At 68.4% G+C, this 22,840-nt stretch carries 24 protein-coding genes and 2 pseudogenes; 16 read left to right on the top strand and 10 right to left on the bottom strand.

Features of this window, described 5'->3' with window-relative positions:
* Nucleotides 1-304: 304 nt before the first annotated feature.
* From J2S55_RS31470 to J2S55_RS31495, 6 genes are all read left to right on the top strand, one after another.
* Nucleotides 305-1,711, top strand: coding sequence for a replication initiator (locus tag J2S55_RS31470; RefSeq protein ID WP_306868357.1), 1,407 nt, complete (start codon nucleotides 305-307; stop codon nucleotides 1,709-1,711).
* A gap of 159 nt (nucleotides 1,712-1,870) precedes the next feature.
* A complete protein-coding gene (locus J2S55_RS31475) occupies nucleotides 1,871-2,404 on the top strand; it encodes a flavoprotein (RefSeq protein WP_306868359.1) in 534 nt (177 codons plus the stop codon).
* A 4-nt stretch (nucleotides 2,405-2,408) separates the two neighbouring features.
* Nucleotides 2,409-3,623 (top strand): helix-turn-helix domain-containing protein, encoded by a 1,215-nt coding sequence (locus J2S55_RS31480; RefSeq protein ID WP_306868361.1) that lies wholly within the window; start codon nucleotides 2,409-2,411, stop codon nucleotides 3,621-3,623.
* A 331-nt stretch (nucleotides 3,624-3,954) separates the two neighbouring features.
* Complete coding sequence (locus tag J2S55_RS31485; protein ID WP_306868362.1) at nucleotides 3,955-4,284, top strand: hypothetical protein; 330 nt, start codon at nucleotides 3,955-3,957, stop codon at nucleotides 4,282-4,284.
* Complete coding sequence (locus tag J2S55_RS31490) at nucleotides 4,281-4,742, top strand: ATP-binding protein (protein ID WP_306868363.1); 462 nt, start codon at nucleotides 4,281-4,283, stop codon at nucleotides 4,740-4,742. The genes J2S55_RS31485 and J2S55_RS31490 overlap by 4 nt, the downstream gene beginning before the upstream one ends.
* A gap of 889 nt (nucleotides 4,743-5,631) precedes the next feature.
* A complete protein-coding gene (locus tag J2S55_RS31495; RefSeq protein WP_306868365.1) occupies nucleotides 5,632-6,927 on the top strand; it encodes a hypothetical protein in 1,296 nt (431 codons plus the stop codon).
* A 410-nt stretch (nucleotides 6,928-7,337) separates the two neighbouring features.
* Here J2S55_RS31495 and J2S55_RS31500 read toward each other — a convergent pair.
* Nucleotides 7,338-7,904 (bottom strand): annotated as a pseudogene (locus J2S55_RS31500) (aldo/keto reductase); the annotation flags it as partial.
* 106 nt (nucleotides 7,905-8,010) lie between these two features.
* Between J2S55_RS31500 and J2S55_RS31505 the strand changes: the two are divergent.
* The 3 genes from J2S55_RS31505 (at nucleotide 8,011) to J2S55_RS31515 (ending at nucleotide 9,571) form a co-directional block, all read left to right on the top strand.
* Entirely contained in the window at nucleotides 8,011-8,298 is a 288-nt protein-coding gene (locus J2S55_RS31505) for a hypothetical protein (RefSeq protein WP_306868367.1), read from the top strand.
* A 337-nt stretch (nucleotides 8,299-8,635) separates the two neighbouring features.
* The gene (locus J2S55_RS31510; RefSeq protein WP_306868368.1) at nucleotides 8,636-9,190 is read left to right on the top strand and encodes a TetR/AcrR family transcriptional regulator; all 555 of its coding nucleotides are present in this window, start codon (nucleotides 8,636-8,638) and stop codon (nucleotides 9,188-9,190) included.
* Nucleotides 9,191-9,214: 24 nt separating this feature from the next.
* Nucleotides 9,215-9,571, top strand: a complete 357-nt coding sequence (locus J2S55_RS31515) for a hypothetical protein (RefSeq protein WP_306868370.1) — start codon at nucleotides 9,215-9,217, stop codon at nucleotides 9,569-9,571.
* Here the strand turns inward: J2S55_RS31515 and J2S55_RS31520 are convergent, their stop codons facing one another.
* From J2S55_RS31520 to J2S55_RS31530, 3 genes are all read right to left on the bottom strand, one after another.
* Nucleotides 9,572-9,823: a hypothetical protein gene (locus J2S55_RS31520; protein WP_306868372.1), complete on the bottom strand. Its 252-nt coding sequence runs from the start codon at nucleotides 9,821-9,823 to the stop codon at nucleotides 9,572-9,574.
* 273 nt (nucleotides 9,824-10,096) lie between these two features.
* Nucleotides 10,097-11,251, bottom strand: coding sequence for an FAD-dependent monooxygenase (locus J2S55_RS31525; protein ID WP_306868373.1), 1,155 nt, complete (start codon nucleotides 11,249-11,251; stop codon nucleotides 10,097-10,099).
* Nucleotides 11,248-11,619, bottom strand: a complete 372-nt coding sequence (locus J2S55_RS31530; RefSeq protein WP_306868375.1) for an FAD-dependent oxidoreductase — start codon at nucleotides 11,617-11,619, stop codon at nucleotides 11,248-11,250. Before J2S55_RS31530 ends, J2S55_RS31525 begins: the two co-directional genes overlap by 4 nt.
* A gap of 343 nt (nucleotides 11,620-11,962) precedes the next feature.
* On the opposite strand from J2S55_RS31530, the gene J2S55_RS31535 reads away from it, so the two are divergent.
* Nucleotides 11,963-12,214 (top strand): tyrosine-type recombinase/integrase, encoded by a 252-nt coding sequence (locus J2S55_RS31535; RefSeq protein ID WP_306875637.1) that lies wholly within the window; start codon nucleotides 11,963-11,965, stop codon nucleotides 12,212-12,214.
* 199 nt (nucleotides 12,215-12,413) lie between these two features.
* On the opposite strand, the gene J2S55_RS31540 is transcribed toward J2S55_RS31535, so the two are convergent.
* A complete protein-coding gene (locus J2S55_RS31540; protein ID WP_306868377.1) occupies nucleotides 12,414-13,328 on the bottom strand; it encodes a LysR family transcriptional regulator in 915 nt (304 codons plus the stop codon).
* A 63-nt stretch (nucleotides 13,329-13,391) separates the two neighbouring features.
* Here J2S55_RS31540 and J2S55_RS31545 point away from each other — a divergent pair, with 63 nt between their 5' ends.
* The 3 genes from J2S55_RS31545 (at nucleotide 13,392) to J2S55_RS31555 (ending at nucleotide 15,448) form a co-directional block, all read left to right on the top strand.
* Nucleotides 13,392-14,333: a quinone oxidoreductase family protein gene (locus J2S55_RS31545; RefSeq protein WP_306868379.1), complete on the top strand. Its 942-nt coding sequence runs from the start codon at nucleotides 13,392-13,394 to the stop codon at nucleotides 14,331-14,333.
* A 176-nt stretch (nucleotides 14,334-14,509) separates the two neighbouring features.
* Complete coding sequence (locus tag J2S55_RS31550) at nucleotides 14,510-14,824, top strand: SRPBCC domain-containing protein (RefSeq protein WP_306875639.1); 315 nt, start codon at nucleotides 14,510-14,512, stop codon at nucleotides 14,822-14,824.
* 240 nt (nucleotides 14,825-15,064) lie between these two features.
* Nucleotides 15,065-15,448, top strand: a complete 384-nt coding sequence (locus J2S55_RS31555; RefSeq protein ID WP_306868381.1) for a VOC family protein — start codon at nucleotides 15,065-15,067, stop codon at nucleotides 15,446-15,448.
* A gap of 318 nt (nucleotides 15,449-15,766) precedes the next feature.
* Here J2S55_RS31555 and J2S55_RS31560 read toward each other — a convergent pair whose 3' ends face one another.
* The 3 genes from J2S55_RS31560 to J2S55_RS31570 all read right to left on the bottom strand — a co-directional run bounded on the left by J2S55_RS31560 (nucleotide 15,767) and on the right by J2S55_RS31570 (nucleotide 19,333).
* Nucleotides 15,767-16,351 carry a TetR/AcrR family transcriptional regulator gene (locus J2S55_RS31560; protein ID WP_306868383.1) on the bottom strand — a complete coding sequence of 195 codons (585 nt, stop codon included), beginning with the start codon at nucleotides 16,349-16,351 and terminating at the stop codon, nucleotides 15,767-15,769.
* 26 nt (nucleotides 16,352-16,377) lie between these two features.
* A complete protein-coding gene (locus tag J2S55_RS31565; protein ID WP_306868384.1) occupies nucleotides 16,378-17,907 on the bottom strand; it encodes an MFS transporter in 1,530 nt (509 codons plus the stop codon).
* Between the two features lie 418 nt (nucleotides 17,908-18,325).
* Nucleotides 18,326-19,333: a saccharopine dehydrogenase family protein gene (locus J2S55_RS31570; protein WP_306868386.1), complete on the bottom strand. Its 1,008-nt coding sequence runs from the start codon at nucleotides 19,331-19,333 to the stop codon at nucleotides 18,326-18,328.
* A gap of 78 nt (nucleotides 19,334-19,411) precedes the next feature.
* Here J2S55_RS31570 and J2S55_RS31575 point away from each other — a divergent pair, with 78 nt between their 5' ends.
* On the top strand, nucleotides 19,412-20,002 hold the full coding sequence (locus J2S55_RS31575) for a TetR/AcrR family transcriptional regulator (RefSeq protein WP_306868387.1): 591 nt from the start codon (nucleotides 19,412-19,414) through the stop codon (nucleotides 20,000-20,002).
* 424 nt (nucleotides 20,003-20,426) lie between these two features.
* Here J2S55_RS31575 and J2S55_RS31580 read toward each other — a convergent pair.
* Nucleotides 20,427-21,254: pseudogene (locus tag J2S55_RS31580) on the bottom strand (NAD(P)H-binding protein); the annotation flags it as partial.
* 29 nt (nucleotides 21,255-21,283) lie between these two features.
* Here J2S55_RS31580 and J2S55_RS31585 point away from each other — a divergent pair.
* On the top strand, nucleotides 21,284-21,631 hold the full coding sequence (locus J2S55_RS31585) for a MarR family transcriptional regulator (protein ID WP_306868391.1): 348 nt from the start codon (nucleotides 21,284-21,286) through the stop codon (nucleotides 21,629-21,631).
* Nucleotides 21,632-21,671: 40 nt separating this feature from the next.
* On the opposite strand, the gene J2S55_RS31590 is transcribed toward J2S55_RS31585, so the two are convergent.
* On the bottom strand, nucleotides 21,672-21,929 hold the full coding sequence (locus tag J2S55_RS31590; protein ID WP_306868392.1) for a hypothetical protein: 258 nt from the start codon (nucleotides 21,927-21,929) through the stop codon (nucleotides 21,672-21,674).
* Between the two features lie 315 nt (nucleotides 21,930-22,244).
* On the opposite strand from J2S55_RS31590, the gene J2S55_RS31595 reads away from it, so the two are divergent.
* Nucleotides 22,245-22,718, top strand: coding sequence for a PASTA domain-containing protein (locus tag J2S55_RS31595; RefSeq protein WP_306868394.1), 474 nt, complete (start codon nucleotides 22,245-22,247; stop codon nucleotides 22,716-22,718).
* Nucleotides 22,719-22,840: the final 122 nt, after the last annotated feature.

The raw sequence follows: 22,840 nt of genomic DNA on the forward strand, positions 1-22,840 counted from the left end.
GCCGCACTCCATTCTGATCTCTCGCTGCTGCGCACCACACGCCAACGGTTGTCTTCGGGCTGCCCTGGCGACGGCGTGCGACGTCCTGTCCGTCAGGCGTGGCGGTGGCTCCACCCATGAGGTGAGGAGTCCACCTGAACCCTGAACCCCTGTCTGCCCGGGAGTGGGGCAGACGACAAGCGGCACGGTCCCCTCGCTGGACTGATGAGAAGTGGCGACGCGTCGCCACCGTGTTCGGCGTCAGCGTCGCCGAGACGCAGGACGCCGGTTCCCGACCCGATGAGGTGCGCGGGAGGGACGCCGCGTGAACCAAGCGCCTTCCCTCGCCCCTGACATGCTGGCCGCGCTGCACCGCGCGGCCATGCCCGACTTCGCCCGGTGGCAACGCATGATCTACGCCACCGGCGGCTGCGCCCAACCCGTCCGACTCCACGGCGAACGGCTGACCGTGGACGTCCGGACGGGGGAGGTTCTGGACGTCTACCGGACCGCCGACGAACCCACGGGCTTCCTGCTCACCGCCTGCGGCAACCGGCGTGCCTCCCGGTGTCCGGCCTGCTCGGAGACCTACCGGGACGACACCTATCACCTGATCATCTCCGGACTGCGGGGCGGCAAAGGTGTTCCCGAGGACGTCAGCGGGCATCCCCGCGTGTTCGCCACGTTCACCGCTCCGTCCTTCGGCGCGGTCCATGCCCACCGAGAGCGGAACGGCACGCCCCTGCCGTGTCGTCCCCGGCGGGACCGTCCCGTGTGCGAGCACGGGCAGCCGGAAGGGTGCGGCAGGCGTCACGAACGTGATGACCCTCAAGCCGGGCAACCGCTCTGCGCAAGCTGCTACGACTACCGGGGCGCGGTGCTGTGGAACGCCCACGCGGGGGAGCTGTGGCGGCGCTTCACCCAGGCGCTTCCGTCCGTTCTCGCCCGGCTGCTCGGCATGAGCCGGGCCGCGCTGCGCCGTACGCTGCGGCTGTCGTACGCCAAGGTCGCCGAGTACCAGGCGCGCGGCCTGGTCCACTTCCACGCGGTGATCCGCCTCGACGGTCCGGAAGGGCCGGCTGACCGGCCGCCTGACTGGGCGACCGTCGCGCTCCTCGATCGGGCGATCCGGGAGGCTGCCGGACAGGTCGTCGTCCCGGCGTCGGACGTTCCTGCTCCGGTTCTGCTGCGGTGGGGTGATCAGCTCGACGTCCGGCCGGTGTACATCTCGGCTGAGCTGGACGAGGTCAGCGATCAACGGGTGGCGGCCTACGTCGCCAAGTACGCGACCAAGGGGGCGGAGTCCGCGGGGACGGTGGACCGTCCGATCCGCCGGGTGGAAGACGTCGCCGGGCTGGCCGTGACCGAGCATGCCCGGCGCATGATCTTCACCTGCTTCGCTCTGAGCCGCCTGCCCGAGTACCGGGACGTCCCTCTGAAGCAGTGGGCTCACATGCTCGGCTATCGGGGCCACTTCTCGACCAAGAGCCGCCGATACTCCATCACCCTGGGGGAGCTGCGGCAGGCACGCGCTGACTACCGCGCCGAGCAAGCCCGCTCGATCCTCGGTCTCCCTGCCCCGGACGGAGAGGAGACGGTCACCCTGTCCCAGTGGCGCTACGCCGGAAACGGCCTGCGGCACGGGGAAGCCCTGTGGGCCGAACTCGCCCGGCAACGCATCACCACCGCCCGCCGGATCGCCCGAGAACAGGAACAGCCGGAACCCGGCTGACCGGAGAGACGTGTCCCCGGGCGGAGTGGTGCGGCCGGCGGAATGCCGAAGGCACCCGAAGGGCGAGCGGAGCGAATTCGGCCGGCGGCATCACGGCCGGTTTCGTCGACACCTTGACCGGCCGCGACGGCTGCCCGGCTCTGATTAGGATCACGCGGTATGGAGACGCGCGGAGTGCTGTACGTGGTCGCATGTGCTGCTCCGGCGGCGGCTGACCTCGCCCGCCTGGTGATGCTCGCTCAGGCAGACGGCTGGCAGGTGCACGTGGTCACCACGCCCATGGGTGCCCGCTTCGTCGATGCCGACGAGTTGGAGCGGCTGACCGGGGATCGGGTCCGCAGCACGTACCGCATGCCGGGTGAGCCGAAGGGGCTGCCTCCGGCCGATGCGGTGGTGGTGGCTCCGGCGACGTTCAACACCATCAACAAGTGGGCCGGTGGGCTCGCGGACACGTTCGCGGTCGGCCTGCTGTGCGAGGTGATGGGATTCGGCGTCCCCATTGTCGCTGTGCCTCTACTGAAGGACGCACTGGCCAAGCATCTTGCCTTCGGCCGGAGCCTGGAGACGCTGCGGGAGATGGGCGTCCGGGTGCTGTTCGATCCCGATGCGCCGTCACATGCCCGCATGCCATCCTGGGAACAGATCATTCAAGAACTGCGCAGCGTTGTCGGGGGACGACACTCACAGGGGTGATGGTGTGGATGCCCGCAAGGACATCGGTCAGCGGATCGCTCGGGCACGCCGTCGCCGTGGCCTGTCACAGGCCGTCCTCGCGGGGCTGATCGGTCGTTCGGAGAGCTGGCTGAGTCAGGTCGAGCGTGGGCAACGCAAGGTGGACAGCCACAGCGTGATCAACGCCCTGGGTGAGATCCTGGGCTTGGCCGCCGAAGACCTCACCACCGCGAAAACGGACACCACGATGCACTATCAGGCAGCATCCGCCATCCGTCACGCCATGATGAGTTACGACGGCCTGTCCTCGCTGATCGACCCACGGCAGGTGGAAGGCTCGCCGGAGAGCTTCGTCTGGCTGCGTCACGAGATCCGCCGGGTGAACCGGCTCTACCAGGCGACCCAGTATGACGAGGTGGGCAGACGCCTGCCAGGGCTCATCGTGGCGACCGAACTCGGCAGCCGTCATGCTCCAGCGCACCGGCGCCGGACCTACCAGACACTCCGTTCGCTGACCTACCACTGCGCCACGACCACGCTGCGGCGCGTCGGAGAGCCCGACCTTGCCTGGCTGGCCGCTGATCGATCGCTGGCCGCAGCCGAAGAGGCCGAACGACCGTTACTGGCCGCCGTGAGCGCCTATCGTCTCGGCTACGTGTTCGTCCGTCTCCGCGAGCCGGACGCGGCGCTCGGGCTCGTGCTCCGCGCGGCAGACGCTCTACACCGCTCCGTCCGCCACAGTGACCCTCGATCGCTGTCGATGCTCGGCGCGCTGTACCTGGTCGCGGTCACGGCCGCCGCTGCCCAGCATGACCAGACGGCCGTAGGCGCTTATCTCACCCAGGCTCGCCAGGTCGCCGAACGCCTCGGCGAGGATCGCAACGACTTCTGGAACGCCTTCGGGCTGACCAACGTCACCATTCACGAGGTGTCCGCAGCGGTGGAGTCGGGAGACGCACGTCAGGCCATCACGAAGGCGGAAGCACTCGATGTCGAAGTCATGGCCCCGGGCCTGGTCGGGCGTCGTGCACAGGTCCATCTGGATCTCGCGCGGGCGTACGCCATCCAGCGCAAGGACGCCGCGTCGGTGAACATGCTCCTCCTGGCCGAACAGCTCTCTCCCGAACTCGTCCGCTACGGCGGGCGCACCCGTGAACTGCTGACTCAGCTCCTCAAACGCGAGCACCGGGCCAGTACACCGCAACTCCGGGGCCTGGCCACGCGAGCGGGCATCGCCTGATGCGGTGACGCACCGACCCGCACAAAAGTGCGGGTTCTTCACCCTCACTGCGGTACGGGTCCGGCCCCTGACAGGAACTTACGGTTCCTCCTGGCGTGCAGCCGCCACCCGTAGCAAGTCACCGTCAGGAGAGGTTCAGGTCATGCCCCCATCACGCGCGCACAGCGCGAAACGTCGCACCCTGCCACCCCTGATCTTGCAGAAGCCGGGCCAGGCGCATCGCCCGCGAGGTTAGCGAGGGCAGTAACGGCGGACCTGCCGGAACGACGCCATCGTCCGGCAGGTCCTTGACCGCACTCTGGAGGTGCGATCCGTGGATCACTCTAAAGCCATGTCGCAGGATGAGGCGACACCGGCTGACCAGGCGCAACCGGCCCCTCTCACGCGGCGCCCCGTCTTGGGGACGTTGCAGGAAGACCGGTACATCCATCTCGTCCGGCTGGCGTGGGACCTGCGCGGGCTGGGTCTGGCGACGCAGCTTGAGCTTCCGCCGACCGAGGAACCGTATCTGACGGCGCAGGGGACGCGGCGGCCGGTTCGGGTGACCGCCCACAGGCTCGGTGAGGACTGGATCTATCAGTGGGGGCGGGGCCGTAACCAGTGGATCGACGCCCTTGACCATCGGGCGGCGCAGACGATCCGCAAGGCGGCGGCGCGGTGAGCCGGGAAGCCGTCCATGAGGCGTTCGAGGCGATGCTCAAGCGCTGGAACGGGCTCCGATTCCTGGATCACCGGGACTTCTATGGGGTGCCGCAGTCGGCGTCAGACGCGCGCCACTGGGTGCTGAAGGTGCTGAGCGCGCACATCGCGGCATCGGCGGAGGTCTTGGAGACGGTGGAGCTCCTGGTGAGCGAGGTCGTCACCAACTCGATCCTGCACAGCGACTCGGGCCATCCCGACGAGATCATCACCGTCGGCGTCGGCCTGGGGGAGCGCCTGGTCCACGTCGAGGTGATGGACAAGGGCTCAACGGTCAACGTTCCCCAAATGCGGCCTGTCGATGGTGACAGCCTCAGCGGGCGGGGCCTGGCGTGGGTGGACTTCCTGTCCAGCGGGTGGGGCACCGACTACGACCCGGAGATAGGCCGCGCGGTCTGGGTTCAGCTCATCTACCGCTGACCCCTCGAAGCCGGTGCGGCGGTGCGGCCTTCCCCCGTAGCCGTGCCGCCGCACCCGACCAACAATGACCGTGACCACGTAATCCTGTCATTCGATGGCAACCCGACCCGGAGCGCAGTGCCGCCAGGCGCGAGCACCGGAAGCGGGGCGGCAGCCCTGTCCTTCCCTGTAAATCCGGTGTGCCTGCTGAACGCACAGAGCGGAGACGGCCGGCGCAATGCCGAAGGCACCCCGAAGGGGCCGCGTAGCGGTTGGGCCAGCGGTCGCAGCGGCGGCAGCGCGTACCAAGGGCGGCGGGTGCGGTTCGGTACGGCGGGTGCTCGGTGCGGCGGGCGGCGGGGTCTGCCCGCCCCCGCCGGGCGGGCGCGGGCCGGGACCGGCCCCCAGGCCGCATGCCCGGTCCCGATGTCCGCGCGGCGGGGGCGGGCACGCCCCGCCGTGCGACGGCACGAAGCGCTGCCGTACTTGATCTCCTGACATCCTGCTTGCAAACGGGAGCCAGTCACGACGTAGAGGCTTCCTCGCCCTGCCCAAGTGGTAGATGCAGGCCGGTGGCGTGTGATCGTGTGAGGCGATGTTGCTGTATCCCGCTGCTGTACCAGCACCCCGACCGGCGACCCGCCTCGTCATCCGATGGCAAGATAAACCGCACCGCAGGGGGCCCCAGGCCCGAGGAGCGGAAGCCTCGCGGCAGCCGCAAGAGCACTACTTCGGGAGACCGGAAGCAACATGGCTCGCGTTCGCTTCGTGAGGTCCGTGACTGCATGGCTACGCAGATTGGCGCCAGATTCGTAAGGGAAAACCCACATGGTCGTCGTTGTCCCAGTATCCTAAACCAGGAGGAGTATGGAGGAATACTCCGGTTCTGTTGAGACAATGTGTGGTGCGGATGACTGCAACCAAAGATCCTTATTGGCTGGCTCAATGGGTAGATGAATATGAGGTACAAGGTTCAGGGGATATAGACCGCCTCATCCGTTACCCTGGCCCAATTGCCCGTTTGGTTGAGCTAGCCAAGGACGCTCCCAATTATAAGACGGCGAATAAGTCAGTTCCCGACGCCTCAATCGTTGCCGGAAGCGGCCTTGATCTAAGCGGCAAATTGAGCTGCGGGGAATTCGAATGTGTTCAGCGCGGTATCAACGATGCCTTCGTTCGCATATGGCACTACTTCGATCGCATAATCGTAGAAGGCGCCTCTCCTCGCCAATTTCTTCGTCGAGTATCAACTCTTCCAAAGAGTCAGCATTTTAGGCTTATTCATGAAGTAAAAGAAGATGTTAAGATTCTTCTATATCTCCGAGAAATAGGCGCAGAAAAATATCTCATCTATCGGGAGAAGCCGCTAGGATACTGCAATCATCATTTTACTCAACATGCGGCCGAGCATGGTTTAGATGTGCTTCTCGATGAGCAGGCGGCTAATGCGGTAGTGGAGCGTCTAGCGGCAGAGGCAGAAATTAGTACCCGATGGTTTAAAGGGGTGTGGAACTTCTGGGTGACTCATCCCTTCTTCTCGGAGCCTGCGCTTGGTTCGATCACTCGCGCAAAGAAGAAGAGGCCGTCAAAAGAGGAGATGATTGGGCAAGTATTCCGGAGCTATTCGACAGGACTCGTCGCGGATATGGCATATGCCAAGGTCCTGAACGCTCCGCTCGCCAAGAGCGTGACGGCTTCTTGGGTCACCCCAAAGGCTGAAGACTCAGTTAAAGTCGATGATGTCGCTTTTCATTTACAGCTTCCCTTTATTGAGGGGATGGCCGTTCGGGACATTATCAGCTTAAGAGAGGACGAACAGGCCCACTTTGTGGCATTCAGGAAGGCACTCCGAACGGCAATCCAAGAGCAAATTAAGCAGCTCGAATCTGCGAGTCCTCAAGAAGTTGCGCGCTCTGTTGTTCGTGAATACGTGGAACCAGCACTTGCTGACATCCAAAGGCGACTAAAGGCCAATACTCGCGTACTTTCCCTGAAGGCGGGCAGCAGCGCAGTCTTGAGCTTGACCGGTACGTCCGTAGGTCTTCTCGGATCATTGCCGCTGATTATTGCGGGCGGAGTGGCGGCGGCGGGAACCGCATTGCCGCACTTCCATAAATATTTTGAAGAAAAGCGGGAAATTGAGCTGTCTGATATGTATTTCCTGTGGAGCATGAAAAAGGCGTCTATGGCAAGTCATCGCGATTAGTTAGAACGCATATCTGCCATCGTCCCGCCTGACACTCCGACAGCTAATGACGGCCGCTTGCACATCTTAAGGGATTTGAGCAGGCAACCAATTGTCTTATAGCTAGCACTACATCGTATCGACGGCTTGGGAGCGCGTGGGCGGCGCGAGCTGCGACCGGCCGAAGAGCCGCAGCGCGGCCAGCGACCGCCCGTCGCGCGCGGGCCGCCGCAGGCGGACCGCTTTAACCCTGTAATGAAAGTCCTCGCCGGATCGGCTCTTGCGTGATGGCCGTCAGATCTTCGGCCGGTGGGTGAGGCGGTGTGCCCTGGGGCGAATCAGCAGTTCAACGAGGCTTCGTCGCCATAATGATCAAGAAGTGGCCGGGTTCAGGCGGCCAGGACGGACTTCCCGCATGAAGCGAACCGCTTGTTGTAGTGGCTCTGCATGGTGACGAACTTGGTCCAGCCGTTGACCTCGGCCACGTGCTGGGCCTTGGCGAACTGCCAGGCGCTCATCGAGGAGGCGCCGAGGTAGCGGGCCTTGCCCGCGCGGACCACGTCGTGCAGGGCCAGCATGGTCTCCTCGATCGGCGTCTCGGGGTCCCAGCGGTGGATCTGGTAGAGGTCCACGTGGTCGGTGCCGAGACGGCGCAGCGAGTTGTCGACGGCGGAGTGGATGTGCTTGCGGGACAGGCCGCGGTCGTTGACACCCTTGCCCATCGGGAAGAAGACCTTGGTGGCCAGCACGTAGTCGTCCCGGTCGGAGAAGATCCTGCGGAGCAGGCGGCCGGTGACCTCCTCGCTGGAACCGGCCGAGTAGACGTCGGCGGTGTCGAAGAACGTCACCCCGGCGTCGGCCGCGCGGCGCACGATCGGCTCCGCCGTGGCCTCGTCGAGGACCCACTCGCTCCACTTGGCGGGGTCACCGTAGCTCATCATGCCGAGGCAGACCCTCGACACCTTCAATCCGGTGGAACCCAGACGCGTGTACTCCATGGTGAAACCTCCCGTTTCCACTATGGAGGCCCACCCTACGACCGGGCCCCCTGACGGAGATCACCGCCTCGGCCGGTGGGACGCCGCAGGGGAGGGAATCCGGGCTGTGCCGCTCGACGGAGAGCCGCCTCAGCAGTCGCGGCCTTCCCAGGGAAGTGATCTCTTCCTCGCCTGCGTAAAGGCTGATGTACGCCTCGCCTGCTGCGGCGTCGATCGAGAGGAGAACCGTTGTCGTGCCCCGGATGAGATGAAAGGGGTGGGGACCGACCGGCCAATGAAGATCGCCATGCTGGCGCTCGGGCTCCCCCTCGACAAGCCAGATGAGGTCGGCGAGTTCCGGAATCCCCGTAAGGCGAACGTACCCCGGATCGTGCTCGGCGGTGATCCACCGTGACCGTGCCCCTAGGCAGTCAGGTGCTCCTCTGACCTCTGCGCGGACGCACACCTGCCCCTGCCGGATCGTCCCGTCTGCCGCAGGCCCGCCCGAAGGGGAGCCGGCGGCCTTGGTCTGCTCGGCTTGTCCCGGGTCGATGACGGACGGGGCGATCAGGCTTCCACCTCAGTCACCTACGGACCTCCTGGCAGCACGGCGATCATCCCGGAGCCGGAGCACCTCCGGCCGAGGCGTTCCGGCTCGGAGAATCACCGGCCTCGGGCGCGTTGAGGTGGCGATTCAGACTTAGGAACGATTGTTCTTGACTGAATGTTCCTAAACCCCTTACGCTTCTGCCATGGGCCGACCGAGAGGGTTCGACGAGGTCGCCGTCGTTCAAGCCGCAGCCGAGCTCTTCGGCAGCCGGACTTACGACGGCATCTCCATCGATGAACTGGTAACTCACCTAGGAGTGCACCGCAACAGCCTGTACAAGACCTTTGGAAGTAAGCGGGGGCTGTATATGGCGGCTCTGCGGTGGTCGCTGGATCACAAGATCGCCCCGCTTGTCGATCACATCAGGGACGCGAGGGCTCTAACCGAGGTCTCGCCGGAGGTGCTGAACGCGCCCTCCGTGAGACCCGCACTTGATCTGCTCCTCTTGGCTGCGGTTGAACGCGCACCCGTAGACGCGGAGGTGGCGGATTTGCTCGCCCAAGTGTTCACCGGGTTCGATCAGGCAGCAGAAGCGGCGATCCGATCGAACTCCTCCCACGAGCCGCAAACGCATCTGGCTTTCGCAGTCACTGCGGCACTTCTCGGACTTCACCTACGCGCCCGATCGGGAGCGGCTGAAGCCAGCGTCAAGCAGGCAAGAACGGCTTTGGTGGATCAACTCACTCCCCAGGCCTGACGCCCCAACCTCAAGGAGTAGAACATGGCAAGGATCAGCATTAACGGTGACAGCCTCGTCGTGGACATCGAAGGACTCGACAAGCTGTGGGCACTCAAGAGCCAGTTGACCATCCCGTTGGAGAACGTCCGTGGCGTGACTGCAGACCCGGGAATCATCAACGACCCGAAAGGCATTCGGAGCCCCGGGACGCACCTCCCCGGAGTCATTACCGCCGGCACCTTCCGTGTGGATGGCGAGCGGGTGTTCTGGGACGTCAGAGATGCGACCAAGGCTGTGGTCATCGAATTGGTTGATGAGCGTTACGTGCGCCTGGTCGTGGAGGTTGCTGATCCTCGTGCCACAGTGACACTCATCGAGAAGGCCCTCGCTGTTCGCTGATCATTCGGGAGCGCGGCGTAGTTCACCCTGTGATGAAAGTCCTCGCCGGATCGGCTCTTGCGTGATGACCGTCAGAGCTTCGGCGAGTGGGTGAGGCGGTGTGCCCTGGAGTGAAGCGGAGTGGATGTGCTTGCGGGACAGGCCGCGGTCGTTGACATCCTTGCCCATCGGGAAGAAGACCTTGGTGGCCAGCACGTAGTCGTCCCGGTCGGAGAAGATCCTGCGGAGCAGGCGGCCGGTGATTCGAGTCACGGATTCATCCCGGCAACGCATCGCCACGGCTCGCGGATCGCCCGGAAACGATCATCGGGAGGGGCGGTCGGTCCTGTGGCTTCCGCCGAAAGCGTCCCTCACTCAAGGCTGCTCAGCCCTCGATACGCCTCGCGGAGCTCTGCGCCTTGGGGGACATCGCGCGCTTCGAGGGGTCCCGGTGGTAATCGCGGAAAATCCAACGGGTATACCCCTGACCTGCTCTGATGTGAGGGCGCCGCCGGGCTGGTGCGCCGGCCGCCGGGGCGCGCCCGCTCAGGCGGTGGGGGCGCCGAACCAGCGGGTGGCGGCGCGCCGGAACGCCTCGGGGTCGGGGCCGGGGCCCTCGGCCCAGGCCACAACGCCGTCGGGTCGGATCAGCAGGGCACCGAGTCCGAGGTCGTTGGCGACCGGGCCGGGGGCGTAGCGGATGCGGTCCTGCCAGTGGGCCGCGGTCTCCCGCAGGCTCTGCGCGGCGGTGAGGTCGAGGGCGACGCCCTGTCCTTCGCGCAGCAGGTCTCCGAGGTGGGTGCCGTCGCCGAAGCGGAAGTCCGGGGCGGTGAAGCCGACGGTCGGCTGGTTGTCGCCCAGGTCGTGGTGGTGGGCGAGCCCGGAGGTGGTGCGGAAGACGTGGGTGGTGCCGTCGATGGTGCGCAGCAGGTTGTGGACGAGCCGGCGCAGGGCTGGGGTGTTGGGGCCGGGGTTCATCGTGGCGACCTGGGCGCGCGACCAGTCGAGGACGGCGGCGCCGACGGGGTGGCGTTCGGCGGTGTAGGTGTCGAGCAGGTTCGCGGGGGCGGTGCCGTGGAGGGTGGCGGCGAGCTTCCAGCCGAGGTTCATGGCGTCGCCGATGCCGAGGTTGAGCCCTTGGCCGCCGAGCGGGGAGTGGATGTGGGCGGCGTCGCCGGCGAGCAGGACGCGGCCGTTGCGGTAGGTGCTGGTCTGCATGGCGCGGTCGGTGAAGCTGGAGGCGAGGTGGACCTCATTGATCGTCACGTCGGTGCCGGAGATGCGGCGCAGGACCGTCTGGAGGTGGTCGCGGGTCAGCGGCTGGGAGCGGTCGAAGGCGCCGCCGTCGAAGTCCATCATGCCCAGGTGCCCTTCGAAGGGCGTGCGCAGGTACATGCCGGTCGGCGTCGAGTTGAAGCCCGGGTGCAGCTTGTCCGGGTCCTCGAAGGCGACGCGGGCGACGTAGCCGGTGAACAGCGGCTCGGTGCCGACGAAGTCGAAGCCCGCCAGGCGGCGCACCGTGCTGCGTCCGCCGTCGCATCCCACGAGCCGGCGCGCCCGGTACTCGCGCCCGCCGGCCCGGGCCAGGACGCCGTCGCCGTCCTGGTCGACGGCTTCGAGCGGGGCGTCGCGCACGATCCGCGCGCCGAGCGCGACCGCCCGCTCCTCCAGGACGCCGGTGACCGCTTCGAGGCTGGTCATGATCCTTCCATCGCCGGGCCGGGCAGCCGGGGCGGGAGGGCGCCGGTATCGATGTCGGCGGCGTCCAGGCGCAGGCCCGCGAAGTGGCTCACGTCGCGCGGGGCGGGCGCCTCGTGCGCGTCGGGGTGCGCGCCGACCTGCTGCGCGTCGGCGCGTGAGGCGTCCAGGAGGGCGGTGAGCATCCCGCGGCGGTAGAACGCCTCGACGGACCCGGCGTTCAGGCCCCGCATCCCCAGCGGGAGCGCCCAGAACGGCGAGGCCGCCTGCGGGTTCTTCTCCAGTACCAGGACCGAGCAGTCGGCCAGGGCGAGTTCGCCGGCGAGGAACAGGCCCACCGGCCCGGCTCCCACGATCACCACGTCGTGCATGTCGGTTCTCCTCCAGTCGCGAGTCCCCGGGCCGGCCGGGGCTCGTCGGGTGGGGGCCGTGCTCCGTGAAGCTCGAAGCCATACTCTTGGAGCATTGCTCCAATGTTGGAACCGTACTCCATGTTGGAGCAGCGCACCAAACCTGGTGGGATGAGGGCATGACCACACCGGCACCCCGGTCACGAAGGCGCAGGCAGGTGCTCTCGCGCGAGCGCGTCATCGAGGCGGCGTCGGGCTGCTGGACAACCGCGGCTACGTCGCCCTGCTCAAGCTCTACCTGGCTCGCGCCGGCTACACCGCCGGGCCACTGTTCCGCGCCTCCATCAACGGCGCCGCCGGGCCGCTGTCCTATGACGCCGCCCACCACCGCCGGCAGACCTGCTGCGCCGCCGCACGCATCGAGATCGACATCCGTCGACTGCGCCACGCCCACGCCACCGAGCTCATCAACGCCGGCGTGTCCATCGAGGCCGTGCGCCGACGCCTCGGCCACGCCTCCACCGAGACCACCCAGCTGTACGCGTTGCTCGACGACAAGGTTGCCGACGCCGAGATCCGCGCCGCACGCCGACGTCGGGGCCGGACAACGGGTTAAGAAAGCTTCGCGGCCAGGAACAGCCGCAGCTCACCGCAGTTATGATCCTTCTCAGTGCCAACGGCTGTCCGCCGGTTCCTCGACCCCGGGGACCTGCCCCCCTCGTGCTCTTGTTGTCTGCCCTTGTCGGCAATATGACGCTCACGCCTCGACCAGGCCGTCGTCACCCCGCTGCTCACTCCTGAGGCCGCTCGCTGGTTCAACCGCCGGCGGGGCCGGCCACGCCCTTCATCGCTCGCAACTCGCCGAGCAGATCGCGGATGATCGCCGATCCGGCCAGCTCCGGCGTGGTCACATACCCCACGTGGCGCTGCGGCGCACCGTCGCCGAGCTCGGCCGTCGCGACCTTGGCGGGCGCACCCACCGTGGACAGCCTGGGCACGATCGCCGCACCGAGTCCGTGCCCCACCATCGACATCACCACCCCGTCGTCCTCGACGGTGATGTCGCCGGGTGGAATCCACTCCTGCCGCGCCAGCCAGCGCCGGGTCTCACCCGCGCAGTTCTCATGCCAATCGATCATGGGCAGCGACCGCGGATCCGGATGCCCTTCCGGATAAGCCAGCAGGTACGGCTCCGCGTACAGTTCCTTCGTCACCAGCCCGTCCACGTACACCGGCAGCGAGACCACCCCCACATCGGCGCGCCCGTCCGCCACCTCCCCCGCGACCCCCCGCCCCAGATCAGGCACGATTCGCACGGTCACCGTCACCGTCGGATACCGCTGCCCGAACCGCACCAGCACCCTGGGCAGCAGGTGGAAGGCCGCACTGCGAAAGGCCGCCACCCGGATCGTCCCCGTGGCCTCGCCCCGCGCGGCAGTATGAGTGTCGACCTTCATGACCTCGATCAGCCGCAAGATGCGCCGTGCGTGCCCGACCGCAGCATTACCGGCCGGCGTGGCCCGGGCGCCGCCCCGCCCTCGCTGGAAGAGCACCGCGCCCATCTTCTTCTCCGCCGCGCGCAGGGCATGCGAGACCGCCGACTGCGTCAGTCCCAGCCGGACCCCCGCCGCCGAGACGCTGCCTTCGCCGTCCACCGCCACCAGCACGCGCAGCTCGGCCACACTCAGGTCATCCACGAGGGCGACAACGTATGAAAAATCCTCATACATTCCGTCTCATCCACAAATCCCACCCGCTACCTGCGCAACCGTGTGGCTCCTAGCGTCTACGGCATGAGAGCAATGGTTGCAGAACGCCTTGGCGGACCCGATGTCCTGACCCCCGCCTACCTTCCCGACCCGGCGCCGGGCCCCGGCCAGACCCTCCTCGACGTCGAGGCCGCCGGACTCAACTTCGCCGACGCCGAACGCCTGCGCGGCGCCTACTTGCCGCCACAACTGCCGTTCATCCCCGGCGGCGAGGTCGTCGGCCGTGCCCCGGACGGTCGCCGCATGCTCGCCTTCGCCAGCAGTGCCTTCGCCACCAAGGTGCTGGTGAAGGATCCGGTCGAGATCCCCGAAGACCTCCCCGCGGGCGCCGCGCTCGCCCTCCTGGTCCAGGGCTTGACCGCCTGGCACCTTCTGCGTACGGCTGCGCGGATCCTCCCCGGCGAAACCGTTGTCGTCAACGCCGCAGCCGGAGGCGTCGGCCACCTGGCGATCCAGCTGGCCAAGGAGTTCGGCGCCGGACGGGTCATCGGCACCGCCTCCACCCCCGACAAACGTGCCCTGGTCCTCCGGCTCGGCGCCGACGCCGCTATCCCCGGCGAGGCCGACGGCTACGCCGAGCGCATCCGCGAAGCCAACGGCGGCGCCCTCGCCGACGTGATCCTCGACGCCGTCGGCGGCCCCGTCTTCGAGGCAGCCCCTCATGCGCTGGCCCCCTTCGGCCGCCTGATCACCTACGGCACTTCCGGCGGGATCGACCCCACCCCCGTCGACCCCGGGATCCTCAGCGAGCGCAACATCACCGTCGGCGGCTACTGGCTGGGCGCCCACCTGCGCCTCCCCGACAGCCGTGCCGCCGCGCCGCTCCACGACCTGCTCGCCCTGACCGCCTCGGGACGCGTCCACCCCTTGGTGGGCGCCGAGTACCCTCTCGACCAGGCCGCAACCGCCCTCACCGCCCTGACCGCCCGCCGCACCACCGGCAAGGTCATCCTCCGCATGGCGTGAAGCCCTTCTGTGGCGGAAGCCCGCTGTCCGCCTGCCTCCGGGACGGCGAAGGGCACCCCGCTCACCTGTCTCCCGGGAGGTGTGCAGGTGAGCACCCTGCGCCCCCGCTCTCCGGCAGTTGCCCCGACGCGTGCGGCCGTCCGGACGGACAGTGATCCATCCGTCTGGCCATTGATCTGCGGCCCGGTGGGCGCGCGTTCTTCCGTTGGGACGACCTGGACGAGGAATCCGTCGCCACGATCGTGGTGGTCGACCCACCGCACCGTTCCGTGTTCAGGTGGGCAATCGAGGGCCTGCCGGAGGATGACGCACCCCAGACGCTTGTGGACTTCACCCTGGAGCCGGTGTCGGGCGGTACCCGGCTGCGCCTGGTGGAGAGCGGGTCCGCCCAGGCCGCCGCCGATGTGGCCCACGCTGCCCACAAGGCCAACAGTCAGGGATGGGACGCCGAGCTCGTCGACCTGGAGACCTACCTCGATGCGGCCGCCTGATGCAGAAGTGCGGGCCGTCGCGGTGTTCGCGGCGCTCGCCGATCCGACGCGGGGGGCGCTGCTGGAGGAGGTCGGCTGCGCCGGGCCCGCAACCGTCACGGATCTGGCGCGACGGTTGCCGATCAGCCGCCATCCGCACCGCCCAGGTGTGGCTGGCCAGGTTCGCCAACAGGTGGGATGACGGGCTGACCGCGCTGGAACTCGCACTGGACGCCACCGGCACGAAGGAGTCGAGCAACAATGAACAAGCCTGAATTCACCGCCGGCCTGAACATCGCCATGAAGATCCCCAAGGCGCAGTACGAGGCCACCATGGCCTTCTACCGCGACACTCTGGGCTTCGACGTCAAGGAAGACGACGTCTCCTACGCTCCGACCGTCTCGAGAACTCATTCGGTGCGGTTCGGCCCCAATACGCTGTGGCTCGACTGTGTCGGCAACTACAGCCGGTCCGACCTGTGGCTGCAGCTGCACACCGATGACCTGGACGCGGCGGCGGCCAAACCGGCCGACAGCGGTATCCACCCGTGTGACGAGGTCGAGCCCCTGGAGAGTCTCGATTCCAGGACCCACTGGATCAAGAACCCGGCCGGTGTCGTGCATCTGCTCGCGGAGTCCGGCTGATCCCGATGTCGCGATGAGGCGTCCCAGCGAGGTGAGCAGCCCCCCTTGGCGGTAGCGCGGCGCCGAACGCCCGGTTTCACGGGTCGCTCAAGCTTCGATGACACAAGCCCAAGGTTTCCTGTCGCAGCACAGTGGACGGCCTTCACGCCGCGACGGCGCAGGTCGTTGACAGTGGTCAGGACGTGAGCGGCCGAGCGGCCCCATCGGTCGGACTTCCAGTTACCGGCTGACCAGAGCCAACACCGCCGCGTTCACCTGGTGACAGCTCCGTTTACGACAGGCCGTTCCCGGGCCGAGGGCCGTACGGTCCCCGTCGGCTCAGTTACCGACGGCTCGTTGCAGGACGGCTTGGATGTGATCGGGCTCGGTGGGGGCGTTGTCGAGGAGGATCGCGGTGCACAGTCCGTCGGAGGCCGCGACGAGGGCGGCGATGGCCGCAGGGTCGTCGGTCAGCGTAGTGGCGAGTTCGGCGATGTTCTCCCGCCAGCGTCGTGCCACGGGTCGCAGTGCGGGGCGGCGGGCGGCCAGGGTTGCCAGCTCGCGTTCGGCCAGGGCGCGTTCACGTCCGGAGCCGGCGGACTCGGCGATGAGGTGGGCCAGGCCGCTGAGCTTGTCGCCGGGGTTGTCGATGATGTCGCGGATGCGGGCGGTGTAGGCGTCGGCGACAGTCGTGAGGGCGGCGACGAGCAGGTCGTCGAGGGTCGCGAAGTAGTAGGTGCTCAGGGACGTCGTGGTGCCGGCCTGCTTGGCGACCGTGCGATGGGTGACGCCGGCCGCGCCGTCGCGAGTGACCACGGCGAGGGTGGCCTCGATGATCTCCGCGCGTCGTTTCTCGCCACGCGCGCGGCGTCCGTCGACGTGCTCGCTGTCGTCGGCGGTGTCGTCCTTGCTGCTCCTCGGCACGACCCTCAGGATAGTCGGACCATCGTTCAAACGTCGGTGTCGCGGTTCTGCGCCTCCCCGAGTGCGGGCACGTGACGCAGCATCCCGAGGCACAGCGCCGTGGCAGCGGCGACGGCGACCCCCGCGACCAGGGAAGCGATGTTGAGTCCGCTGGTGAAGGCCTGCTGGGCCGCCTTGACGGTCCCGGGCGGAAGGCTCTCGGTGATCGCCGCGGTCGCGTTCAGGCTGTCGGTGAGGGGGCCGGAGATCTCCGACGTCAGATCTTCGGGCACCGTCATCTGAGTGCGGTAGACGGCGGTGGTGAGACTGCCGAGCAGGGCGACGCCGACGGCGATGCCGAGTTCCTGGACCGTCTCGGAGAGCGACGCCGCCGACCCGGATCGCGCTGCCGGCACCGCCCCCACCACCATGTCGGTGCCCAGGGCGGCGAGGGCGCCCAGCCCGAGATAGACGAACGCGAAGCCGACTGCCACAGGGACCTCGTCGTCGAGTCCCGCGGTGGCGAGCAGCGCGTAGCCGGCGAGGGACGCCCCGAGGGCGGCGCCCATGACCGAGCCGGGGCGGAAGCGCCGGGCGACCAGGGGAGCACCGATGGCGGCGGCGAACATCGCCAGCGCCGGTGGTCCCATCCAGAGCCCCGCGTCGAAGGGCGTGAGCCCTTCGACGAGCTGGAGGTACTGCGTGACCAGGTACATCGAGCCCCCGACTCCGACCAGGCCGATGAGCAGCACACTCAAGGCCACGGTGAAGGCCCGGTTGCCGAACAGTGTCACGTCCAGCAGCGGGTCGGGGAGGCGGCGTTGGCGGCGTACGAACACGATTGCGGCCAGAACGCCCGCCACGGCGCAGACGAGGGTCGGGCCGCCGGGACCGTCGGAGGCGATGCGCTTGATGGCGTAGATGACCGGAAGGATCGCTGCCAGGGACAGGCCCACGCTGATCAGGTCCAGCCGGCCGGTGGACGGGGCCGCGTACTCGGGGAGCAGGGCGCGTGCCCCGGCCAGGACGACGAGGGCGACGGGCACCGCCGTCAGGAACGGCGCTCCCCACCAGAAGGAGTCCACCAGCGATCCGCCCACGATCGGCCCGGCGGCCATCCCGAGCGCGAACATCGTGGCCCAGACCCCGATCGCGACCGCGCGCTGACGCGCGTCGGGGAACATGTTCGAGATCAGCGACAGCGTGGAGGGCATGAGCGTCGCCCCGGCCACCCCCAGCAGGGCTCGCGCGAGGATCAACAGCTCGGCCGTGGGGGCGAACGCGGCGAACACCGAGGCCGCCGCGAAGGCGATCATCCCGGTCTTCAGCAACCGGCGCCGCCCGATCCGGTCACCCAGCGTGCCCATGGTGACGAGGAACCCGGCGACGAGGAACCCGTAGGCGTCCATGATCCATAGCAGTTGGGTGGCTGACGGGGACAGATCGGCCGCCATGCTCGGCGCCACCAGGTACAGGACGGTCACGTCCAGTCCCAGCAGCACCGTCGGCAGGGCCAGCAGGCCCAGGCCCGCCCACTGGCGCGTCCCTGCCCGCGTGAACTGTTGCTGCGTCATCATGTCCCCTTCGCTCCCATCATGTTGAACGCTAGTACAACTTGTACTATCGTTCAACATGATGAGATCGGGTGCGGAGCGGGTGGCGCCGGTCGGGTCCAGGACGTACATCTCGTTCTTGATCGGGTAGGTCATCAGTCGGTCGAGGCCGCCGTCGGGGATCGCCGTGCTTCCTCGCGCATCCGGCCGTATGCCGAGATCGGCGGACCTGCCGTGTCGGCGTCATGAGCTTCAGGGCGGAGAAGCGCTCCAGGCCGGCGTCGTCGCTGTTCCTCAACCCCGGATGACGACGGTCTGGCCCCGGCGGTCGGCGTTGGTCGTGGCGCCGGCGTACGGCGAGTCGTTCGCGTCGTGGGCTGATCGGATGGCCCTGCGGAACGGATGTCACGGGCACGCCGCCCGCGATTCTCGATCGCCGGAGTCAGCGATCGCCGTGCGCGCCGGTGAAGATGGTGCCGATCTCCGCCATCCGCTCGGCCGCGTAGCCGGGGTCGATCAACGCCTCGGGGGTGTGGAGGCCGGGCGGCACGGGGGCGCCGCGCAGGCCGAGCAGTCGCTCGACGCCGAGGGCGACGCCGAGCGCCGTCAGGGGGCGCTGCCCCTCCGGGTGGAAGAGGTAGCGGCTCGTCCTGAGTGGCGCGCCCGCGCGGTCCACGCCTTCGAGGTCGATCCTGACCTCCGTGGACGCGGGCCCGCCGCGCCGCCTGCCCGCCGATTCACCGATCGCGAACGCGAAGCGGACGTTGGGCGCGCCCGTCGCGAGGGCCAGGCTCGGCACGTCGAGGATGGGGACGATCCGGCCGGGCAGCACGGTGCCGTCGACGGCGGTGACCTCCACCTCCGCATCGGGGCCGCTGACCCAGTGGAAGACGCCGTCGCGGCGGACGTGCCCCGCTGAGGTGGCGGCCAGCAGGCGTTCCATGTCCGCCGTGGCCGCGGGCCCGCCGCTGTCCTGTCCGTCCAGCACGCCGCTGACCTCGACGGTGTCGAGCCGGTCGAACTCCTTGGCGAGGCCGAGCACCGCGAGGACGACGAGCCCCGCGTACCAGTGGCTGGCCAGCAGGATCGGTGCCGCGCCGGCTCGCAGGCCGGCGGCGACAACCTCGGGTCCGATGTCGACCAGGCCGCTGGAGATGCTGACGTACGGCAGGCCGCGGTCCTGTGCGTAACGCAGTCCGTTCAGGTGGCTGTCCCGCACCGTTGCCACGACCGCCGAGTAGCCGTCGGTCTCCTTGAGGCCGAGGTCGCCTCGCCGCAGATCGATGGTCGCGGCTGTCGCGCCGCCGAGCTCGTCGGCGACCCGCCGGGCGCGGCCGAGATCGCGGCCCGCGATCGTCAGCGGCAGCTCCGGGTGCCACCGGCGCAGGAGGGTTGCGGTCCCCACGCCCGCCTGGCCGGATCCGCCCATGATCAGTACGGAGTGCTCCACGGTGATGTCCTCTCACTGACCTACATTATGTAACTTACATTTTGTAGCTTAAGCTGGGAGGCGACGCAAGGGAGGACGATGGCCACGGGATCGACTCGCCTGTCCAAGCCGGCCAGGCGGGAGCAGCTGCTCGACACCGCCATGGCGATCGTGCGCGCCCACGGCACCGACAGCCTCACGCTGCTCAGCCTGGCGGAGGCCGCCGGAGTGAGCAGGCCAGTCGTCTACGACCACTTCGGCACCCGCCCCGGCCTGCTGATCGCGCTCTACCGGCGGCTCGACGAGCGGCACCGGGCCGCCTCGGAGGAGGCCCTGCGTGACGCCCCGGCCGTCCCCCGCGAGATCGCCCGCGTCCTGAGCGCCGCCTACTTCGCCTGCGCCACCGACATGCCGGAGTGGACCGCCGTCTCGGCCGCGCTCAAGGGGAGCCAGGAGATGGAGGCGATCGAGCGCGAGCTGCTCGACGGCTACACCGACCTGATGGCCACCGCCCTGCGGCCGTACTCCGGGCTCACGCAGGAAGCCCTCCGGCTCCGCTGCGTCGGCGTGCTGGGCGCGGCCGAGGCGATCGCCGCGGAGCTGAACCGGGGGCGTGCCACCGTAGCCGCGGCCATCGCGGCACTGACGGACCTGACCGTCGACAGCATCGACGCCGGAGCCCAGGACTGACGCTGTCGCGGCCTCGTCGAGCTTGATGGAGCCGTGCGCGCCCTCGAAAGTGACGTCGCCGGACTGTCCGACAGCCCGGAATTCGGCGCGTGCCGCCCACCGGGCTCCCGGCCGGCGGCAACACCTGGTGAATGGTGAATGTAGTTCGGGCCCATGCGGGCCGAACCCCGACAACGGTCAGCGCCGGGGGAGGGGTCCCGGTGCACGCTGTGCAGCAGGTCATCGGTGATGACCTGCGGGCGGCCGCCGCGCTTGCCTTTGCGGGCGGCCGTGTCGAGCCCTTCCAAGGTGGCTTCGTGGACGTTCTCGCGTCCGGGTTCGGCCGTGGCGGCGAAGAAGCCGAACAGGGCGCGGCCGGGTCGGGGGCTTCTCCCCGAACAGGGCAGGGCGCCGCAACGGCGCACCCCGGCCCTGTCCGCGGTTTTCAGCCCCTGAACCCCGATGCGTGCTCTTCGGCCCAGGCGGCGAAGGTGTGAGCCGGACGGCCGAGGATCTTCTCCACGTCGTCCGTGGGACGGGTCGGCCTGGCCAGGTCCCGGGCGTACCGTGCCATGAGCGCCGTGACGAAGGGCTCGGGCAGGCCGCGGGCGATCAGGCCCTGGGCTGCGGCCTCCGGCGGGATCTCCGTGTAGGTCAGCGGCCTGCCGATGGCCTCGCCGATGATCTCCACCATGTCCGTGTGGGTGAGCGCTTGCGGCCCGGTCAGGTACGTGCGCCGGTTCACCAGGTCGTCGGTCAGCAGGGCGTGGGCCGCCACCGCCGCGATGTCGTGCTCGTGGATCGGCGTCTCGGCGAAGCCGGCGTACGGGCCGCGGACCACGTCGCCCGCCGTGATCTGGCCGCTCCAGCTGATCAGGGCGTTGACCGCGAAGCTCGACGCGCGCAGGCTCGTCCACTCCAGGCCGCCGGCGACGGCCGCATCCTCCGTCTCCTCGTTGCGGTCGCCGCGGAAACGCGACGGCTGGTGGTCGAGAGGCTCGTCGATGTTGATGGCCGACAGTGCCAGCACGCGCCGTACCCCGTGCTCCTTGGCCAGCGCGACGAGCTCCGCCGCCGCGTCGCCCGCGGCCCGCGGGTGGAGGAACAGCGCGGTGACCCCGTCGAGGTGGCGGGCGAGGGTGCCGGGTTGTGCCGGGTCGCCGGTCACCACCTCGGCCGCGGCAGGCAGGGAGGTGGGCTCGGTGGTGCGGGTGACGGCGCGGACCTTGGCGTTCGCGCCGGTGAGCAGGTCCACGAGGGGGCGGCCGATGGTGCCTGTGGCTCCGGGCCGAGCTGAAGGACGTGGATCTTGACTGCCTCGACCTCATCGGGAGGTGCGGGCCGATCAGTCCGAGGGCCTTGGCGCGGCAGGCCGGGCTGCATCCCGCCACACTGACCGGCATCCTGGACCGGCTGGAGAGGGCGGGGTGGGTGGCCCGCGAGCGCGACACCGCCGATCGCCGCGCCGTGCTGATCAGGGCGCTGCCCGAGCGTAACGCGGAGCTGTTCCGGTTCTACTCCGGCATGAACCACGCGATGGACGAGATCTGCGCGGAATACACGGAAGCCGAGCTGGACCTGCTGGCCGGCTTCCTGCGCCGCGCCACCGGCGCCGGCCGCGACGCCACCGCCGCACTGGCCGACGACTGAGGTGTCCCGGCGGGCCGGGGTGATGTCGGGCACGGGTGGGTCAGGCGGAGGACAGCCGGCAGGCGGGGGCCGGGGCGGCGGCGTCTTGGACTGTCGGCAAGGCTGGTCCCACCAGCCGTCGTCTGTGGCGTTTCGCAAGCCAGAGGCCGCTGGTGACAGGGTGGAGCAGGAGGTCGCCGTGGACGACGTGGGTGTGGAGCTCGACGGTGTTGCCGTTGACCGCGTCGGGGTCGCCGCCCAGGGTGTCGCGGAGTCTGCCGACGGCCGGACGCGGACAGGGCCTGGCCGCATCGTTCAACAGTCGTCACAGAGAGTTGCTTGCGCCCTGTGACGCCGACCCGTGCGCTGGGTCTTCCTGCTCCGACATGCCGGTGTCCTTCCCGCCCCGGACAATCACCAGCGCGGTTGCCTTGCGGCGCGGAGACGGCCATGATCGTCGCGTATGTCCGACCACACTCGGGAGCAGCACATGGTGGAGGTCAGGCCTTTTGTTCTCGCTCTATTGACAGTGCCCGTGCTCAGCCTGGCAGCCTGCTCGGGCGGGGGCGAGGACAACTCCTCCACCCGGGCGAGTGGGGGAAGCGACGCACGATCGCAACGTCCGTCACCTGCATTGCCCTCCTTCAAAGGAAAGACGCTCGACGCCGTCAGTGGCGAGCTGGGGCGCTCCTGGCCCACCTACACCACCGCTTACAGGGCCCTGCCGGACGGTCATCTGTTCGACGGTGAGTCCTACTCCGGTACCTGGATCGTCTGCACGCAGGTCGAGGACGCTCAGGCGAAGAAAGTGGAGTTCGGTTTCCTGCCCCCGCAGATGCCCTGCCCGCCCGACGGCCGCGTCACCACCTGGCCCGTCGTGCCGAACTTCGTCGGCAAGACCGGCAATGAGGCGAAACAGGCCGCCCTGCAGCTCGGCTTCCCGCTCGTCAGCAGCCAGTCCATCGTGACCGAGGGATACGACGACGGTTCGCACCTCGAACGCACCGTCTGCACCCAGGACCCGCCCGCCGGCCAGAGCATGCGCCAGCACTACGGTACGACGCTGAGCCTGCGAGTCGCCGACGGCAAGGGGTCGTGCACCCCGTAGTCGCCTCCTTCCGTACACCCGCATGCCATCCGGCCGCCGTGCCGGCCCGATCCCCTTCCAGGGGGAGATCAGGGTGTGTCGCCTGAGGTTGGGGCAGTCGACGGACGGAACCCGTATCCGCA

This window comes from Streptosporangium brasiliense (assembly GCF_030811595.1).
Lineage (GTDB): Bacteria > Actinomycetota > Actinomycetes > Streptosporangiales > Streptosporangiaceae > Streptosporangium > Streptosporangium brasiliense.

Coding starts and splice junctions, on each gene's coding strand:
- J2S55_RS31475 (WP_306868359.1), top strand. CDS start 1,871: ATGGAGACGCGCGGAGTGCTGTACGTGGTCGCATGTGCTGCTCCGGCG.
- J2S55_RS31545 (WP_306868379.1), top strand. CDS start 13,392: ATGAGAGCAATGGTTGCAGAACGCCTTGGCGGACCCGATGTCCTGACC.
- J2S55_RS31510 (WP_306868368.1), top strand. CDS start 8,636: ATGGGCCGACCGAGAGGGTTCGACGAGGTCGCCGTCGTTCAAGCCGCA.
- J2S55_RS31485 (WP_306868362.1), top strand. CDS start 3,955: ATGTCGCAGGATGAGGCGACACCGGCTGACCAGGCGCAACCGGCCCCT.
- J2S55_RS31565 (WP_306868384.1), bottom strand. CDS start 17,907: ATGATGACGCAGCAACAGTTCACGCGGGCAGGGACGCGCCAGTGGGCG.
- J2S55_RS31575 (WP_306868387.1), top strand. CDS start 19,412: ATGGCCACGGGATCGACTCGCCTGTCCAAGCCGGCCAGGCGGGAGCAG.
- J2S55_RS31515 (WP_306868370.1), top strand. CDS start 9,215: ATGGCAAGGATCAGCATTAACGGTGACAGCCTCGTCGTGGACATCGAA.
- J2S55_RS31495 (WP_306868365.1), top strand. CDS start 5,632: ATGACTGCAACCAAAGATCCTTATTGGCTGGCTCAATGGGTAGATGAA.
- J2S55_RS31555 (WP_306868381.1), top strand. CDS start 15,065: ATGAACAAGCCTGAATTCACCGCCGGCCTGAACATCGCCATGAAGATC.
- J2S55_RS31525 (WP_306868373.1), bottom strand. CDS start 11,251: ATGACCAGCCTCGAAGCGGTCACCGGCGTCCTGGAGGAGCGGGCGGTC.
- J2S55_RS31540 (WP_306868377.1), bottom strand. CDS start 13,328: ATGTATGAGGATTTTTCATACGTTGTCGCCCTCGTGGATGACCTGAGT.
- J2S55_RS31530 (WP_306868375.1), bottom strand. CDS start 11,619: ATGCACGACGTGGTGATCGTGGGAGCCGGGCCGGTGGGCCTGTTCCTC.